Below are 16,823 nucleotides of genomic sequence, written 5' to 3'. Positions count from 1 at the left end.
TCGGAGATGGCACCACGAACCGTCGGAGATGGCACCACGAACCGTCGGAGATGGCACCACGAAGCGTGGGAGATGGCAACCCGAGACCTCGGTTCGTGGTGCCACGAGCCACGGTTCGTGGTGCCACGAGCCACGGTTCGTGGTGCCACGAGGCACGGTTCGTGCTGCCACGAGCCACGGTTCGGGATGCCACGAGGCACGGTTCGTGGTGCCACGAGGCACGGTTCGCGGGTCACCAGAGGGGTGGGCGGCGGTCCTTCCACGGCAGCGCGGCCTCGACCTGGGCGGCGAGGGAGAGCAGCAGCTCCTCCTCGGCGGGGCGGGCGGCGAGCATCATGCCGATCGGGAGGCCGGCGGCCGAGTGGTGGAGGGGCAGCGAGATCGCGGGCATGCCGGTGACATTCCACGCCGAGGTCCACGGGGTGAAGCGCTTCTGCGCCTCGAAGTCGGCGGCCGGGTCGGCGTCGTCGCGGATCGCGCCGACCGGCAGCGGGACGGTGGCGAGGGTCGGCGTCAGCACGATGTCGTACGGCGCCAGCGCCACCAGCGCCTCGCCGGCGAAGCGTCGCAGCTGACCGATGGCGAGACCGAACTCGGGCCCGGACACCGCGGCCCCGCGCTCCCCCAGCCACCGGGTGAGCGGACGGACCAGCTGAGCCTGGGCATCGCTCAGCGGGACCGTCGACATGGCCGTCAGCACCGCCCAGCAGGTCTCGAACACCGGCACCGCCTCGGGCGGGATGGGCACCGGGACGTCCTCGACGACGTGGCCGAGCGAGGACAGCAGCCGGGTGGTGGCCTCGTAGGCCGCCAGCACCTCGGGGTCGACCGCGACGTCGGCGATGACGGGGGTGTCGAAGCAGGCGATCCGCAGCCGTCCGGGGTCGCGCCGTGCCGCGGCCAGGAACGGGCCGCTCGGCGCCGGTGCCCACGACGGATCCCCGGCGCGGCGCCCGGCGAGCACGTCGAGCAGGGCGGCCGCGTCGGCGACCGTCCGCGCCATCGACCCCGAGGTGGCGAGGCCGACCGGATCGCCGTACATCGGGAAGCCGCTGATCCGCCCCCGCGTCGGCTTGAGGCCGACCAGGCCGCAGCACGCGGCCGGGATCCGGATCGAGCCACCGCCGTCGGAGCCCTGGGCGACCGGCACCAGCCCGGCGGCGACCGCCGCGGCCGCGCCGCCCGACGAACCACCCGCCATCCGGGTCACGTCCCACGGCGTCACCGCGGGCGGGCGTCCCTCGGGCTCGGTGTAGCAGGGTGAGCCGAACTCGGGCGTGCTGGACTTGCCGAGGCTGACCATGCCCGCCTCCTCGATGGCGAGCGTGACGCCGTCGGACACCTCGGGCACGTAGCCGGCGAACGCGGGCGACCCGAACTCGGTCGGCACGCCGCGGGTGAGGTTGAGGTCCTTGATCGCCGTCGGTACGCCGGCCAGCGGCGAGGCACCGTCACCGACCGGCCCGACGGCGGCCACCTCACGGGCCCGGCGCCGCGCGGCGTCCGGGTCGAGAAAGGCGAACGCGCCGTCGACGTACTCCCGAGGGAGACGCGCGGCGCGTTCGAGGTAGTGCTCGGTGAGCTCGACGGGGCTGGTCTCGCCGGAGCGGACCAGCTCGCCCTGCTCGAGGGCGGTCAGGTCGTGCAGTTCGGCCACGACCCGACCGTAGCCCCTCGCGGGTCGGCCAGGTCAGGCAGCCGAGACCGCCGGGGTGAAGTCGACGAGGGTGCCCAGGGCGGCGAGCAGCTTGGTGCGGACCTCGGGGTCCGTGGTCGGGTCGACCTCGACGGCCGGCTGCGAGACGGTGACGTCCTCGACGACGATCGCACCGGCGATGCCCGCGGAACGAGCCGTGTCGCCGTGGGCCCACTTGCCGCCGTACGGCGTCGGGGTGGCGCCGATGACGCCGAACGGCTTGCCGACGATGGCACCGGCGCCGTACGGGCGCGAGATCCAGTCGATGGCGTTGTTGAGCACGGCCGGCATGGTGCCGTTGTACTCGGGGGTGACGGCGAGGACGCGGTCGGCGGACGCGACGCGGTCACGCAGCGCGGTGGCCGCGGCGGGCGCGGACGCACCGTCGAGGTCCTCGTTGTAGAACGGGACCTCGCCCAGGCCGTCGATGATGTCGAGCTCGACACCAGCGGGGGCCTCGGCCTTGAGGATCTCGGCCAGCTTGCGGTTGAGGGAGTCGGCACGGAGGCTGCCGACGAGGACGGCGACGCGGGTGGTGGTGTCAGTCATGACGGTCGAAACGGACCGCGGTCCGTTTCCATTCCCGACCTCGAAGAAGTTTTTTCCCGAGCGGGCGTCGGTGCCTCCACCTAGGCTCGGAGCACCATGTCGAAGGACCTCCCCCTGCTCGCGGCCGAGCCCACCGAGCGCAGTGACGCCGCGCGCAACCGGCGGGCCCTGCTCGACGCGGCGGCCGACCTGATGGGCGGGTGCGGCGTCGCTGCGTTGACCATGGACGCGGTGGCGACGAGGGCGGGCGTCGGCAAGGGCACGGTGTTTCGTCGCTTCGGCAGCCGCGAGGGCCTGATGGCCTCGCTGCTCAACCACCGCGAGGAGGAGTGGCAGGCCGGCGTGATCAGCGGTCCCCCGCCGCTGGGGCCCGGCGCGCCGCCGATGGACCGGTTGATCGCGTTCGGCGCGTCCCGGCTCCGGCTGCACCTCGACCAGGCCGCGCTGATCGAGGCCGCCGGCCGCACGTGGGGCGAGAACCACGCCGTGCTCGGGTTCGCGAGCATGCACGTGCGCCTGCTCCTGGGCCAGCTCGGTGTGCCCGGCAACCTCAACTACCTCGCCACCGCCCTGATCGCCCCGCTCTCCGTGCCGGTGCTGCGCCAGCAGATCGACCACGGGGGCATGTCCGAGGACCAGGTGCTCGCCGGCTGGACCGAGCTCGTGCACCGCATCGTGGAGGGAACCCCTTGACCGACCTGTACCCACCGCTCCCCGACGGGCAGGTGCAGTGGGTCGAGCCGCCGCGCCGCGGCCGCCACAAGACGATCGCCCTGCTCGTCGCGGGCCTGCTGCTGGTCGGCTCCGCCGTCGCCTTCGGCGTGTGGTGGATGCAGCGCGGCCCCGACTACCCCGACGCGTGGGACTCGCGGGTCGTGCCGTACGTCGAGGTGGTCGAGAAGCAGCGCGGGCTCGAGTTCGAGCACCCCGTCCACGTCGACTTCCTCACCGACGAGGAGTTCGACCAGGAGGTCACCTCCGACGACTCCGAGCTGACCGACGAGGACCGCGAGGAGATCCGGCAGACCGAGGCCATGATGCGCGCGCTCGGCCTGCTCGACGCCGACGTCGACCTGCTGAAGGCCAGCAACGACCTCGCCGCCGGCGGGGTCATCGGGCTCTACGACTATGAGGACAAGCGGATCCGGATGCGGGGCACCGAGCTCACGCCGGCCGTCCGCTCGACGCTCGTCCACGAGCTCACCCACGTGCTCCAGGACCAGCACTTCGACCTCGAGGAGAAGTCGGAGGAGCACGAGGCCGACGACGACAGCAGCGCCGCCGCCATGTGGCAGGCGATCGTCGAGGGCGACGCCAGCCGGGTCGAGGACGACTGGGCCAGGACGCTCCCGGCCGCCGAGCGCAAGGCTCTCGCCCGGGAGCAGGCGAAGGAGTCGCGGCAGGCGCGCAAGGACCTCGCCAAGGTGCCCGCGTTCCTGACCACGCTGACGAGCTCGCCGTACGTCATGGGCGACGCACTGCTCGCGCTGGCGATCCAGCTCGACGGCAAGGGTGCGGTCGACTCGCTGTTCACCAGCCCGCCGACCAGCGAGGAGGGCCTGGTCGACCCGTGGATCGCGGTCGCCGACCGGCAGGCCGCGTGGCCCGTCGACGAGCCCGACGTCCCCGAGGGGGCGAAGGAATTCGACTCCGGCACCTTCGGCTCCCCGTCCTGGCTCTACGTCCTCGCCGAGCGGATCCCCCCGAAGGTCGCGCTCACCGCCGCCGACGGCTGGGGCGGTGACGCCTACGTCGCCTACGAGCAGGCCGGGCGCACCTGCGTGCGGATCGACTACGTCGGCGACAGCCGTCGTGACGTCACCGAGCTGAGGGGCGCGCTGCGCGCCTGGGTGGCCGGCAGCCCTCGCGGTACGTCGAAGGTCACCCAGCAGGGCACGGGACTCCGGCTGGAGTCCTGCGACCCCGGCAAGCGGGCCCGCCGCGGCACCGGCGGCTCGGAGGACGCGCTGCAGCTGGCCCTCACCCGCGCCCAGGTCGCGGTCCAGGTCCTGCCGACGGCGGGCCTGCAGAAGTCGTTCGTGCGCTGCTACGCCGACGCGGCCGTCCACGAGCTGTCCCTCGCCGAGCTGGCCGCCGACAAGGCCCCGCCCGGCCTCCAGGCCCGCCTCGAGCGACTGGCCCGCGGCTGCGCCTGACCGTCCGAGAGGCTCAGACCACGTGGTGGCGGCGCAGGCCGTAGGTCAGCCCGTCGACCAGGGCCTCCCACGACGCCTCGATCACGTTGGCGCCGACGCCGACGGTGACCCAGCTGGACTCACCGTCGCTGGTCTCGATCAGCACACGGGTGATCGCGTCGGTGCCGTGCCCCTGGTCGAGGATGCGGACCTTGAAGTCGATCAGCTCGAACTTCGCGATCTCGGGGTAGGCCTGCACGATCGCCGAGCGCAGCGCCTGGTCGAGCGCGTTGACCGGGCCGTTGCCCTCGCCGGTGACGACGTAGCGGACGTCGGCGGCCTTGAGCTTCACCGTGGCCTCGGAGACAGCCTCCTCCCCCGGCTGGGCGTGGGTGAGCGTCTCGGTGATCACCCGCCAGCTCTCGACCTCGAAGTACGACGGCCGCAGGCCCTCGGCCTCCTCGACGAGCATCAGCTCGAAGGAGGCGTCCGCGGCCTCGAAGGTGTAGCCGCGGGCCTCCATCTCCTTGACCCGGGCGGTGACCCGGTTGACCACGTCGGGCGACTCGGAGAGGTCGAAGCCGAGCTCCTTGCCCTTCAGCTCGATCGAAGCGCGGCCGGCCATCTCGGAGACCAGCAGGCGCATGTCGTTGCCGACGCCCGCGGGGTCCATGTGCTGGTAGAGGTCGGGGTCGACCTTGATCGCGCTCGCGTGCAGGCCGGCCTTGTGGGCGAAGGCGGACGTGCCGACATAGGGCTGGCGCGCGGCGGGCGGCACGTTGGTCACCTCGGCGACGGCGTGCGCGATCCGGGTCGCCTCGGTCAGCAGACCGGGCGGCAGCACCTGGCGGTCCAGCTTGAGCTCGAGGTTGGCGACCACGTTGACCAGGTCGGCGTTGCCGGTGCGCTCGCCGTAGCCGTTGATGCAGCCCTGGATGTGGGTGGCGCCCGCGTCGACGGCCGCGAGCGTGTTCGCGACAGCGAGGCCGGTGTCGTTGTGGCAGTGGATGCCGACGCGGACCTGGGCGTTCTCGATCACGTCGTGCACCACGTCGGAGACCCAGCCCGGCAGCATGCCGCCGTTGGTGTCGCAGAGCGCGATCACCTCGGCCCCGGCGTCGTACGCCGTGCGGAGGACCTCGAGCGCGTAGGACCGGTCGAGCCGGTAGCCGTCGAAGAAGTGCTCGGCGTCGAGGAAGACCTGCTGGCCCTCGGCGCGCAGGTGGCTGACGGTGTCGCGGACCATCGCGAGGTTCTCCTCGAGCGTGGTCCGCAACGCCTTCTCGACGTGCCCGACGTGCGACTTGGCCACCAGGGTGACGACGCCGGCGCCGCTCTCCCGCAGCCCCGCGACCTGCGGGTCGTCGGCGGCGCGGACGCCGGCCTTGCGGGTCGCACCGAAGGCGGTCAGGCGCGCGTGCTTGAGGTCGAGCTCGCGGGCAGCGCGCCGGAAGAACTCGGTGTCCTTCGGGTTCGCTCCCGGCCAGCCGCCCTCGATGTAGCCGACGCCGAGGCCGTCGAGGTGCCGCGCGATCGCGAGCTTGTCGGCGACGGTCGGGTTGAGGCCCTCCTGCTGCATACCGTCACGCAGGGTGGTGTCGTAGACGTGGAAGGCACCGTGGAGGTCGAGCTGCTCGTTCATGGGGCAGCCAGTCTTTCACGGCCGGAGGGACCGGAGGGTCAGAGTCCGAAAGGGCCGCTCGTCCACGGCACCCAGGCCACGCCGCGGCCCGCCACGAGTACGCCGAGCACCGCGGCGACCGCGAGCAGGCCGGCACAGGTGAACAGCCACGGCAGGGTCTGGCGGCACGCCGGGTACAGCACCCGCGCCACCGGCGACCGGAACCGGCTGCCGCCGGGACCCGACCACAGCGCGACGCCGAGCGTGGCGCCGCACGCCATCAGCGTGCTGGGGACGTCGAGCGCGAGGGCGTAGCAGATCAGCCCGGCCGCGATCCCGAGCCCGGCGCTCCACGTCACCAGGACGAGCGTGCCGGTCGTCGCGCGGAGCAGGTGCCACGGGCTGGTCACGGCCCAGCGCAGGCCGTCGTACCACTTGGCCCCGCGGACGGTACGACGCTGCGCCACCGCCGAGGTCGCCAGCGAGCCGGCGCGCAGCAGCCACACCGCGAGCACCACGACGAGCGTGGCGACCCAGGGCGCGACGGCGAACCCGGCGCCCAGGGCGATCGCGCCGGCACCGATCGCGGCCCACCGGCGCAGTCGCTCCGGGAGCGGCGCCTGCGGCTGTGCGGCGAAGGGGTCGTCGGGGTCGAAGCCGTGCGCCTGGTCCCACTCCTGCTCGATGCGCTGCATCGCGTCGGGCTGCGGCACCGTCGGCTCGGGGTGCTCACGCAGCGTGGGGCCCGGCAGCGGGGAGACGACGGGGATCGACGGCGGCGGGGGCGGTGGAGGCGGCGGTGTCGCACCGGCCGGCTCGACCACGGCCGGCTCGACCACGGTCGGCGGACTCATCGACGGCACCACCGGCGGGCCGGGCTGGCCGGCCTGGCCGGCCAGGGCGAGCGGCAGGGTGAAGTCGTCGTCCTCGGGGACCTGCGGCGCGAACAGCCCGCCCGGCGGCGGCACCTGCGGCAGCTCGGGCCGCGTGCTCAGCGGTCGCAGCCAGGTCAGCAGCTCCTCGAGGAGCGGCCGCTCCAGCGGGTCGGGGTCGAGGCAAGCCGCGATCACCTCGGCCATCGGCCGCTCGATGCCGGACAGGTCGTGCTGGCCACGGCGGGTGCGGTCCATGATCGCCATCGCGGGGCCGCGGCCGTAGGGCGCACGGCCGGTGGCGGCATAGGCGACGGTGGCCGCCCACGCGTGCACGTCGGCGGCCGGGGTGGCCTCGTCGCCGTACAGGATCTCGGGGGCGAGGTAGCCCGGCGTACCGAGCAGCCAGCCGGTCTGGGTGAGCCGGACGTCGTCGGCGACCCGGGCGAGCCCGAAGTCGATCAGGATCGGCGTCCGACCCTCCATCAGCACGTTGCCGGGCTTCACGTCGCGGTGCAGGACGCCGACCGCGTGCACCGCGGCGAGGCCCTCGGCGAGGCAGCCGGCCAGCCAGTGCAGGTCCGGCCCCTCGACCGGGCCCTCGGTGCTGACGTGCTCGTGGAGCGAGAGGCCCGGGACGTAGCGGGTGACGACGTACGGCACGTCGGCCCACGGGTCGGCGGCCAGCATCTCGGCGACCCACGGGCTGCGGATCCGGGTGAGCGAGCTGACCTCGCGAGCGAGACGGCCGCGGGCCTCGGCGTCACCGACGATCTGCGGGCGGAGCACCTTGAGCGCCACCCGGCGGCCGTCGGACCCGCGGGCCAGGTGGACGATGCCCATGCCGCCCTCGCCCAGGCGGGTGAGCAGCGTGTAGTCCCCCACCCGCGCGGGTTCGCTGCTCTCGGGCCTCGTCGTCACGGCTAGGAGGCTACCCGCGCGGGCGGGGTGGGTTCAGCGGACGCGCGGCCGAGCCAGGGTGAGGGCTCCCACGAAGACCGCGATCAGGCCGAGGAAGAGGATGCCGACGCCGGCGAGCGGGATGTCGGCGCCGTCGGACGACAGGCTCAGCAGGTAGAGCTCGGCACCGGCGACGGCGACTCCCCCGGCAGCGGTCACGACGGCGGCAGCCGGCCGGGCACCGCCGCGGCGGACGGCTCCGGCGACCGCGACGGCGAGGACGACCGCGACGGCCGCGGTGACGGCGGCGGTGACACGGTCACCGCTGCGCGGCAGTGCGATCACGGCGGCGAAGGAGCCGACGACGAGGACGGCGAGGAGACGGGCGGACAGGATCAGGTTCTGGGTGGTCATGGCCGAAGGATCGTGCCGGTCAGGAGGAGGCAGGAGGGTACGGGTACTCAGTCCGGTGCACAGTCCGGGCGTCGAGCTCGGCGAGCAGCCTCCTCGGCGCGACCCGGCGGTACGACGCATCAGCCAGCTCCGCGATCTCCGACCAGTCGAGCGCCGGGTCGTCGAGGTCGATCGCGCGGCCGCCGTAGGGGCCGTAGTAGGCGGGCACGAAGAAGCGCTCGTCGGCGTCGATCGCCGGCAGGTCGACGGCATCGGGCGTGAAGATGAAGGCGCTCGGCACCATCCGGTGCTCCCCCGGCCTGATCCTCTGGCGTCGGTCGCTGCGCTCCCCGCCGGCTGACGCCAGGCTCCCGCCGAAGGCCGCGAAGATCTTGCCCGCCCGGAAGGTGGGCCGCCCGTGGCTGATCCGCTCCTCCGCGCCCGGCAGCGCCAGGCAGATCCGGCGCAGCTCGGCCAGCCCCGGGTCGTCGTCGGTGAACATGATCGGGTGCGCCATGGCAGCCAGTGAAGCACTTCTCGCGGACGTTCTCGGATCACTTCCACTCAACGCTGGCGAGGACCGCGTCGATGAGGTCATGGGCAGCGGCGTCGTTGCGCGGCAGGTCGAAGTGGATCGCGACGTGCGTGCCGGCGTTGATCGCTGCGACGACGTAGTAGTAGCCGTGGTCGTCGTCCGCGGCCAGGACCACGACCTCCTGGCCGGCGACCGTCCGGTTGGCTTCCCGCCGCGCGGTCGGCCGGACGTCCTTCAGCGACGCGAGCCCCAGTCTCGCCGCTTCGGCAAGGTCGTCGATGGTCGCGCCGGCGCCACCGATGTTGATCTGGGAGACCCGGTCGTCGGGAGGTGCGAGGAAGCCCACCGTGCCGCCGTAGTCCACCTCCCAGGGGTCGCCTGCGGGGAGCCGGAAGGAGATGTGGTCGTCGGACATCTGCTTGCCCGTCGCCGGTGCGACGCCACCGATCCCCTCGTCCGAGGGGCTGCCGGCCTCCGACGACGCGGCCGGCGTCGGGTCCCCGGTGTCCGGCTCCGCCCGGTCGTCCGACGAGCATGCGGTCGACGCCAGAGCAGCGGCGAGCACCACCGCCACGCAGTACCTGCGAGATCTCACCCGAGGCTCCTCTCTCCAGTCCGTGCCCGGAGCCTGACCCTCCGCCGCCGGCCGCAAACGACGATGCCCAGGTTTCCCGTCGATCCCTAGACTCACGCGTGTGCCGATCCTCCTGACGCTGCTCGACGGCGTGCGCTGGGACGGCACCCCGGTCACGGGTGACCGGCCGCAGGCGCTGCTCGCCGCACTGGCCGACGCGGGGCGCACCCTCGGCACCGACCGACTGGTCGACCTGGTCTGGGGCGAGGACGAGCCGGCGAACCCCGGCAAGGCGCTGCAGGTGCTGGTGTCGCGGGTCCGTTCGACCGTCGGCGCGAGCGCGCTGGTGACCGACGGCGACGGCTACCGGCTCGCGGTCCCCGCCGAGCGGGTCGACGCCCTCCAGCTGCGTCGCAGCGCGCGGGCGGCGCGGGAGACGCTCGCCGACGACCCGGCGGTGGCGCTGCGCCACGCCGAGACCGCGCTGGCGCTCGCCCCGGCCGGGGTGCCCGACCCGGCGGCCGGCCCCCTCGCCGAGGTACGACGCCGCGCCGACCACGACCTCCGCGACGCCGCCGTCGTGCGGGCCCGCGCCCTGGCCCGGTCGGGACGCCACGGCGAGGCACTGCCCGGGCTGGAGCAGGCGGCCCTGGAGGCGCCCGACGACGAGCCCCTCCTCGTGGACCTGCTGCGCGCCGAGGCCGCGGTGCGGGGCGCGGCGGTGGCGCTCGAGCGCTTCGAGGCACACCGGACCGAGCTGCGCGACCGGCTCGGCAGCGACCCGGGCCCCGACCTGCAGCGGGTGCACCGCGAGCTGCTCGCGATGGACAGCCCGGTGCGCGAGGGCCTGCGCTACGCGGCCGGTCCGCTGCTGGGCCGCGACGCCGACCTGCGCACCGTCGAGGGCCTGCTCACCGCGGCCCGGGTGGTGTCGGTCGTCGGTCCCGGCGGCCTCGGCAAGACGACGCTCGCGCACACGGTCGCCGGCGCCGCCACCCAGCCGGTCGTGCACTTCGTCGAGCTCGTGGGCGTCACCGCGCCCGAGGACCTCGTCGGCGAGGTCGGCTCGGCGCTCGGCGTCCGTGACTCGGTGAGCGGGCGTCGTACCCTCACGCCGGAGCAGCGGGCCGACGTCCGGGCGCGGATCGCGCAGCAGCTCGACCAGGCGCCGACACTGCTCGTGCTCGACAACTGCGAGCACGTCGTGGAGGCGGTGGCCGACCTGGTCGCCTTCCTCGTCGCGACCACCCGCGAGCTGCGCGTGCTGACGACGACCCGTGCGCCGCTGGCGATCGCGGCCGAGCGGGTCCACCTGCTCCCCCACCTGGGCACCGAGGACGCCGTCGACCTGTTCCGCACCCGCGCCGAGGCCGCGCGGCCCGGCGTACGGCTCGACGAGGACGCCGTGCGCGACGTCGTACGACGCCTCGACGGCCTGCCGCTCGCGATCGAGCTCGCGGCGGCGAAGGTGCGCGTGATGGCGCCGGCGGAGATCGCGCGGCGGCTCGACGACCGGTTCGCGCTGCTCCGCGGCGGCGACCGCAGCGCACCCGACCGGCACCGCACGCTGCTCGCGGTGATCGACTGGTCGTGGAACCTGCTCGCCGAGCGGGAGCGTCGGGCCCTGCGCTACCTCGCGGCGTTCCACGACGGGTTCACCCTGGAGGCTGCCGGCGCACTGCTGGGTGACGACGCGCTGGAGACGGTCGAGGACCTCGTCGAGCAGTCGCTCCTGGCCGTCACCGACACCGACCACGGCACCCGCTTCCGGATGCTGGAGACGGTCCGCGAGTTCGGTCGCCTCCAGCGCGAGACGGCCGGCGAGTCCGACAAGGTCGCCCGCGCGCTGCAGGAGTGGGCGGTCGACCTCGCCCTGCGCGAGGGTCGACGGCTGTTCTCGACCGACCAGATCGAGGCGATGGACCACCTCCGCGAGGAGGAGACCAACCTCGCCGACGTCCTGCGGGAGGCGCTCACGGCCGGCGAGCAGGACGCCGTGGCCACCCTGTTCGGGACGCTCGGCGGCTACTGGTCGATCAGCGGCGACCACTTCCGCAGCATGACCGTCGCGCCTGCGGTCGCGACGGCACTGGAGGGGTGGGACGTCCCCCCGGCACTCGTCGACACCGCGCGCTCCGCGCTCTGCATCACCCTGTTCAGCGTCCGGTTCACCGGGTCCGCGGGCGCCGAGCAGCTCACTGGCCAGCTCGAGGCGCTCGGTGCGGGCACCGACCATCCGGCCCTCGCGGCGCTCGTGCGCGTCACCCTCGCCCAGACCGACGGCATCGCCACCGACCTGACCCACCTGCTCGACGACCCCGACCCGTGGGTGCGCTGCCTGGCCCTGCAGTGGGCAGCCCACCAGTGGGAGAACAACGGGGACCCCTACGGCGCGGTCGACGCCCTCCACCGGGCGCTGCCGCTCGTCCGCTCCGACGAGGGCCCGTGGCGGCGGGCGATGATCGACGCCCAGCTCGCCGAGCTGCACGCCCAGCTCGGCGACGCCGCGCGAGCGGCCGAGCACGCCCTGCTGGCGCTGCCGGTCCTCGAGCGCCTCGGCGCCGTCGACGACGCCGTCCAGAACCGGGCGATCGTGGCGACCGCGACGATGATCGGCGGGGACCTCACGACAGCGGCCGCGCAGGTGGCCGAGCTCGCCGCCCTGGCGCCGACGGGCATGCCCGGCGGCGACGTCGCGATCCTGCGCACCCGCGCGGAGCTGGCCCTGATCACGGGAGAGGTCGCCGAGGGCCTGCGGCTGCACCGGGTGGCGGCCGAGGCGACCCGCGCCATGCGGATGCCGGGCTCGGAGGACGTGACGACGCCGTGGGCGATCTCCGGCGAGGCCGCAGCGGTGTCGGCGTACGCCCTGCACGGGCACGGCGACGAGGGCCGCGACCTGCGCGACGCGTTGTCGGCCCGGGCACTCGACGCCCTCGACCCGGAGCGGCCCTTCATGGACTACCCCGTCGGCGGCCTCGTGCTGTTCGGGCTGGGCCTGTGGGCACTGGTGCGCTCCGACGGTCCCGCCGCCGACGCCGTCCGGGTGCTGGTGCTGGCGGAGCGCTTCTCCTACTACCGCTTCGCCCCCACGATGCAGTGGGAGACCGCCCGTGCGCTGTGCGACGAGCGGGCGCCCGGCGTGCTCGAGGCCGTCCAGGCGGAGTACGGCGAACGGCGCGGACCCGACCTGGTGGTCGAGGCCCGCGCCGCCGTGACGCGCGTGCTGTGAGCCGGTCTCACATCTTGCGGGAGTAGCTCCGCACGGCCAGCGGCGCGAAGATCGCGACGACGACGGTGCAGCCGAGCAGCGCCCAGCCGACCTCGCCGGTGAGGTTGCCGTCGTTCATGAGGTCGCGGACCGCGGTGACGACGTGCGAGACCGGGTTGATCTTCACGAACGCCTCCAGCCAACCCGGCAGCGTCTCCATCGGGACGAAGGCGTTGGACAGGAAGGTCAGCGGGAACATGATCATCATGCCGATGCCCTGGACCGCCTGGGCCGAGCGGGCGACGGTGCCGAGCCAGCAGAAGATCCACGACAGCGCCCAGCCGGCGAAGATCGTCAGCGCCCAGCCGGCCAGGACGCCGAGGACACCGCCGCCGGGTCGGTAGCCCATCGCGAGGCCGACCAGGATCGTGATGGTCGCGGCCGTGCCGTACCGGATCAGGTCGGCGAGCATCGGCCCGGCCAGCGGCGCGATCCGCGCGATCGGCAACGACTTGAAGCGGTCGAAGACGCCCTTGTCCATGTCCTCGCGCATCTGCGTGCCGGTCGCCATCGAGGCGGTGAGCGCGGTCTGGGCGAGGATGCCGGGGATGATCAGCGGCAGGTAGTCGGCCACCGAGCCGGAGATCGCGCCGCCGAAGATGTAGGCGAACATCGCCGTGAACAGGATCGGCTGCAGGGTCACGTCGAAGAACTGCTCCGGGTTGCGGCGCATCTTCTTGGTGGCCCGCCAGGCCATCGCCAGGCTCTGGTGGACGGTGTCGCGCAGCGACGGGCGCGCCGGGAGGACCCGGTCGGCGTCGGTCACGCTCGTGGTGCCGGGCGCGGTGTCAGGGAGCAGGGTGGTCATCTCAGGCCACCTCCTTGTTCTCGTCGTCGGCGTGGTGGCCGGTGAGGGTCAGGAAGACCTCGTCGAGGGTCGGCTGGCGCACGGCCGCGGTGGTGATGTCGACCTCGCCCTGGCGCAGCGCGATCAGTACGTCGGCCGCCCGGTTGGCGTCGGTGAGCGCGATGGTGAGCCCACCGGCCTCCGGGGTCAGGACCGGCTGCTCGCCGAGCACCTGCTCGACGATCGCCGCCGCGCGGGCGGTCTGGTCGCGGTCCGCGACGCGCAGGTGCAGTGTCGAGCTGCCGACGCTCGCCTTGAGCTGGTCGGGCGTGCCCTCCGCGACCTTGCGCCCACGGTCGATGACCGCGATCCGGTCGGCCAGCTGGTCCGCCTCGTCGAGGTACTGGGTGGTCAGCAGGATCGTCGACCCCTGCGCCACCAGCTCCCGGATGGTGTCCCACATCTGCCCGCGCGTCCGCGGGTCCAGGCCCGTCGTCGGCTCGTCGAGGAAGATGAGCGGCGGTCGCGCGATGAGCGACGCAGCGAGGTCGAGCCGGCGTCGCATGCCGCCGGAGAAGTTCTTGATCTGGCGGTCCGCCGCCTCCTCGAGCCCGAAGCGCCCGAGCAGGTCGGCCGCCGTACGACGGGCCTGGGGGGTGCGCTGCCCGAGCAGGCGGGCGAAGAGGATGAGGTTCTCGGCGCCGGTCAGGTTCTCGTCGACCGACGCGTACTGGCCGGTGACCCCGACCAGCTGGCGGATCCGGTGCGGCTCGCGTCGTACGTCGACCCCGAAGACCTCCGCCTCGCCGCCGTCGATCGGCAGCAGCGTGGCGAGCATCTTGAGGGTCGTGGTCTTGCCGGCGCCGTTGGGACCGAGGACGCCGAAGATCTCGCCGCGGCGGACCTCGAGGTCGATGCCGTCGACGGCGCGGAAGGCACCGAAGGTCTTCACCAGGCCGTGGGCCTGCACTGCGTTCGTGGCAGTCATCGTTGCTCCTTCTCGCCGGGGATCGACCCGGCTGGTGGGAGGAGCATCCGGCGCAGCGGTTTCACCGCGGTTTCAAGGTGCCTTCTGGCGCTCGCCCGGTGGTTGAGGTGCGGCGCCCCGGCGCCGAGCCTCGAAACCTCCGGGCCCGACGCACCCGACGGCGCCGGCACAGTCCCAGCACCACGGCCCGAGGTTTCGAGGCTCCTCGCTGGCGCTCGTCGCACCTCAACCAGCGGGTGGAGAGCTCAGACGATCTGCTTCATCCAGCCGAAGGTGTCCTCGTTGCGGCCGAGCTGGACACCGACGAGGGCGTCGCGGATCCGCATGGTGAGGTCCTGGCTGGCGGGCGCGGGGGCCTCCCCGCCGTCGTACTTCAGCGAGCCGACGGGGGTGACGACCGCGGCGGTGCCGCAGGCGAAGATCTCGGTGATCCGGCCGCTGGTGACGCCGTCGCGCCACTCGTCGATGCCGAACTTCCGCTCGGTGACCTGGTGGCCCATCTTGCCGGCGAGCTCGATGATCGAGGCGCGGGTGATGCCCTCGAGGATGGTGCCGGTCTCGGGGGTGACGATGGAGCCGTCGTCGAAGACGAAGTACATGTTCATGCCGCCGAGCTCCTCGACGTACTTCCCCTCCTGCGCGTCGAGGAAGACGACCTGGTCGCAGCCCTGGGCGTAGGCCTCCTGCTGCGCGACGAGGGACGAGGCGTAGTTGCCGCCGGTCTTGGCAGCACCCATGCCGCCGCGGCCGGCGCGGGTGTAGTCCTCGCTCAGCCACAGCGTGACCGGCTTGATGCCACCCTTGAAGTAGGCACCGGCGGGGCTGGTGATCACCATGAACGTGACGTGCTGGGCGGGCCGCACCCCGAGGAACTGCTCGGAGGCGAACATGAAGGGCCGGATGTAGAGGCTCTTCTCGCCGCCGTCCGGGTTGCCCGGAACCCAGCGGGCGTCGACCTTGACCAGCTCCTCGACGGCCTGAACGAAGTCGGGGACCTCGAGCACGGGCAGGGCGAGGCGGTGGCTGGAGCGCTTCATCCGCTCCGCGTTGGCCTCCGGCCGGAACAGCCAGAGCGAGTCGTCGGCGTGGCGGTAGGCCTTCATGCCCTCGAAGGTCTCCTGCGCGTAGTGCAGGACCGCCGCGGCGGGGTCGAGGGTGATCGGGCCGTACGGCGTGATGCGGGCGTCGTACCAGCCCTTCTCCGGCGTCCACTCGACGGTGAACATGTGGTCGGAGAAGTGGGAGCCGAAGCCGGGGTTGGACAGGATCTCTGCCAGCCGAGCGTCGTCGGTCGGGTGCGCAGAGAGCGTGGTGGTGATCTGCATGGTCATCAGGTTAGTCCTCGTTAACGCGGGTCGGGAATGGGCCGTCTGCCCGCGTGCGGAGGAATCTCCGATGCAGGCTCAGCCGGCTACTCGTGCGGCGATCGCGTCGCCCACCTCGGGGGTACGACGCTGCGTCCCCGGCTCGCGCGCCTCGAGGTCCGCGAGGACCGCGGTCTCGATGCGGGCCGCCGCCTCGGGGTGGCCGAGGTGGTCGAGCAGGAGCGCGCCGGAGAGGATCGCGGCGGTCGGGTCGGCGATGAGCTGGCCGGCGATGTCGGGCGCCGAGCCGTGGACCGGCTCGAACATCGACGGCGCGGTGCGGTCGGGGTTCACGTTGCCGGACGCGGCCAGGCCGATGCCGCCGGTGATCGCGGCGGCCAGGTCGGTGACGATGTCGCCGAACAGGTTGTCGGTGACGATGACGTCGAAGCGCTGCGGGTCGGTCGTCAGGTAGATCATGACGGCGTCGATGTGGCTGTAGTCGGTCGTGACGTCGGGGAACTCCTTCGCCACCTCCTGGAACAGCCGCCACCAGACGGAGCCGGCGTTGACCAGCACGTTGGTCTTGTGGACCAGGGTGAGCTTCTTGCGCGGGCGCTTCTGGGCGCGGGCGAAGGCGTCGCGGATGACCCGCTCCACGCCGAACGCGGTGTTGACCGACACCTCGGTGGCGACCTCGGCCGGCGTACCGACGCGCAGCGCGCCGCCGTTGCCGGTGTAGGGGCCCTCGGTGCCCTCACGGACGACCACGAAGTCGATCTCGCCCTTGCCGAGCACCGCGTCGGACAGCGGCGCGACCGAGCCCGGGTACAGGCGCGAGGGACGCAGGTTGACGTAGTGGTCGAGCTCGAATCGCAGCTTGAGCAGCAGGCCTCGCTCGAGGATGCCCGGCGGCAGGTTCGGGTCGTTCGGCTTGCCGCCGACGGCACCGAGCAGGATCGCGTCCTGGCCGCGGATCTCCTCCAGCACGCTCTCCGGGAGCACCTCGCCGGTGGCGAGGTAGCGCTCGGCACCCAGGTCGTACTGCGTCCGCGCGAACTTCAGCTCGGCGGGCGCAGCGACCTCGAGGACCTTGAGCGCCTCGGCGGTGACCTCGGGACCGATCCCGTCTCCGGGGATGACGGCGAGGTCGACCTGTCCGGTCGCGGGCGTGAAGGGGGTGGCGGTCATGGCGAAA

General features: G+C 73.1%; 14 protein-coding genes. 3 read left to right on the top strand and 11 right to left on the bottom strand.

Annotated elements, in window-relative coordinates:
- Nucleotides 1-232: 232 nt before the first annotated feature.
- Nucleotides 233-1,657: an amidase gene (locus tag ASE20_RS08815; protein WP_056894198.1), complete on the bottom strand. Its 1,425-nt coding sequence runs from the start codon at nucleotides 1,655-1,657 to the stop codon at nucleotides 233-235.
- A 33-nt stretch (nucleotides 1,658-1,690) separates the two neighbouring features.
- Nucleotides 1,691-2,245 (bottom strand): NAD(P)H-dependent oxidoreductase, encoded by a 555-nt coding sequence (locus ASE20_RS08810; RefSeq protein WP_056894197.1) that lies wholly within the window; start codon nucleotides 2,243-2,245, stop codon nucleotides 1,691-1,693.
- Nucleotides 2,246-2,341: 96 nt separating this feature from the next.
- On the opposite strand from ASE20_RS08810, the gene ASE20_RS08805 reads away from it, so the two are divergent.
- Complete coding sequence (locus ASE20_RS08805) at nucleotides 2,342-2,938, top strand: TetR/AcrR family transcriptional regulator (RefSeq protein ID WP_056894196.1); 597 nt, start codon at nucleotides 2,342-2,344, stop codon at nucleotides 2,936-2,938.
- Nucleotides 2,935-4,401: a hypothetical protein gene (locus tag ASE20_RS08800; RefSeq protein WP_056894195.1), complete on the top strand. Its 1,467-nt coding sequence runs from the start codon at nucleotides 2,935-2,937 to the stop codon at nucleotides 4,399-4,401. The genes ASE20_RS08805 and ASE20_RS08800 overlap by 4 nt, the downstream gene beginning before the upstream one ends.
- A 13-nt stretch (nucleotides 4,402-4,414) precedes the next feature.
- Here the strand turns inward: ASE20_RS08800 and cimA are convergent, their stop codons facing one another.
- From cimA to ASE20_RS08775, 5 genes are read right to left on the bottom strand one after another with little or no spacing between them, the layout of a single operon-like run.
- Nucleotides 4,415-6,022 (bottom strand): citramalate synthase, encoded by a 1,608-nt coding sequence (cimA, locus tag ASE20_RS08795; protein ID WP_056894194.1) that lies wholly within the window; start codon nucleotides 6,020-6,022, stop codon nucleotides 4,415-4,417.
- Nucleotides 6,023-6,060: 38 nt separating this feature from the next.
- The gene (locus tag ASE20_RS08790; protein WP_157538412.1) at nucleotides 6,061-7,794 is read right to left on the bottom strand and encodes a serine/threonine-protein kinase; all 1,734 of its coding nucleotides are present in this window, start codon (nucleotides 7,792-7,794) and stop codon (nucleotides 6,061-6,063) included.
- Nucleotides 7,795-7,827: 33 nt separating this feature from the next.
- The gene (locus ASE20_RS08785) at nucleotides 7,828-8,187 is read right to left on the bottom strand and encodes a hypothetical protein (RefSeq protein ID WP_056894192.1); all 360 of its coding nucleotides are present in this window, start codon (nucleotides 8,185-8,187) and stop codon (nucleotides 7,828-7,830) included.
- Nucleotides 8,188-8,206: 19 nt separating this feature from the next.
- Nucleotides 8,207-8,683, bottom strand: coding sequence for an MmcQ/YjbR family DNA-binding protein (locus ASE20_RS08780; protein ID WP_056894191.1), 477 nt, complete (start codon nucleotides 8,681-8,683; stop codon nucleotides 8,207-8,209).
- A 37-nt stretch (nucleotides 8,684-8,720) separates the two neighbouring features.
- Nucleotides 8,721-9,296, bottom strand: a complete 576-nt coding sequence (locus ASE20_RS08775; protein ID WP_157538413.1) for a hypothetical protein — start codon at nucleotides 9,294-9,296, stop codon at nucleotides 8,721-8,723.
- A 100-nt stretch (nucleotides 9,297-9,396) separates the two neighbouring features.
- Here ASE20_RS08775 and ASE20_RS08770 point away from each other — a divergent pair, with 100 nt between their 5' ends.
- A complete protein-coding gene (locus ASE20_RS08770; protein ID WP_056894189.1) occupies nucleotides 9,397-12,507 on the top strand; it encodes an ATP-binding protein in 3,111 nt (1,036 codons plus the stop codon).
- Nucleotides 12,508-12,514: 7 nt separating this feature from the next.
- Here ASE20_RS08770 and ASE20_RS08765 read toward each other — a convergent pair whose 3' ends face one another.
- The 4 genes from ASE20_RS08765 to ASE20_RS08750 all read right to left on the bottom strand — a co-directional run bounded on the left by ASE20_RS08765 (nucleotide 12,515) and on the right by ASE20_RS08750 (nucleotide 16,816).
- The gene (locus ASE20_RS08765; protein WP_056894188.1) at nucleotides 12,515-13,354 is read right to left on the bottom strand and encodes an ABC transporter permease; all 840 of its coding nucleotides are present in this window, start codon (nucleotides 13,352-13,354) and stop codon (nucleotides 12,515-12,517) included.
- Nucleotide 13,355: 1 nt separating this feature from the next.
- Complete coding sequence (locus tag ASE20_RS08760; RefSeq protein WP_056894187.1) at nucleotides 13,356-14,321, bottom strand: ATP-binding cassette domain-containing protein; 966 nt, start codon at nucleotides 14,319-14,321, stop codon at nucleotides 13,356-13,358.
- Between the two features lie 245 nt (nucleotides 14,322-14,566).
- Nucleotides 14,567-15,646: a branched-chain amino acid aminotransferase gene (locus ASE20_RS08755; RefSeq protein WP_200952766.1), complete on the bottom strand. Its 1,080-nt coding sequence runs from the start codon at nucleotides 15,644-15,646 to the stop codon at nucleotides 14,567-14,569.
- A 78-nt stretch (nucleotides 15,647-15,724) separates the two neighbouring features.
- The gene (locus ASE20_RS08750; protein ID WP_056894185.1) at nucleotides 15,725-16,816 is read right to left on the bottom strand and encodes a 3-isopropylmalate dehydrogenase; all 1,092 of its coding nucleotides are present in this window, start codon (nucleotides 16,814-16,816) and stop codon (nucleotides 15,725-15,727) included.
- Between the last annotated feature and the right edge of the window lie 7 nt (nucleotides 16,817-16,823).

Origin of the sequence: Nocardioides sp. Root240, from assembly GCF_001428825.1 — a bacterium.
Classification (GTDB): Bacteria; Actinomycetota; Actinomycetes; order Propionibacteriales; family Nocardioidaceae; genus Nocardioides.
This window is presented reverse-complemented; position numbering and strand designations above follow the sequence as displayed.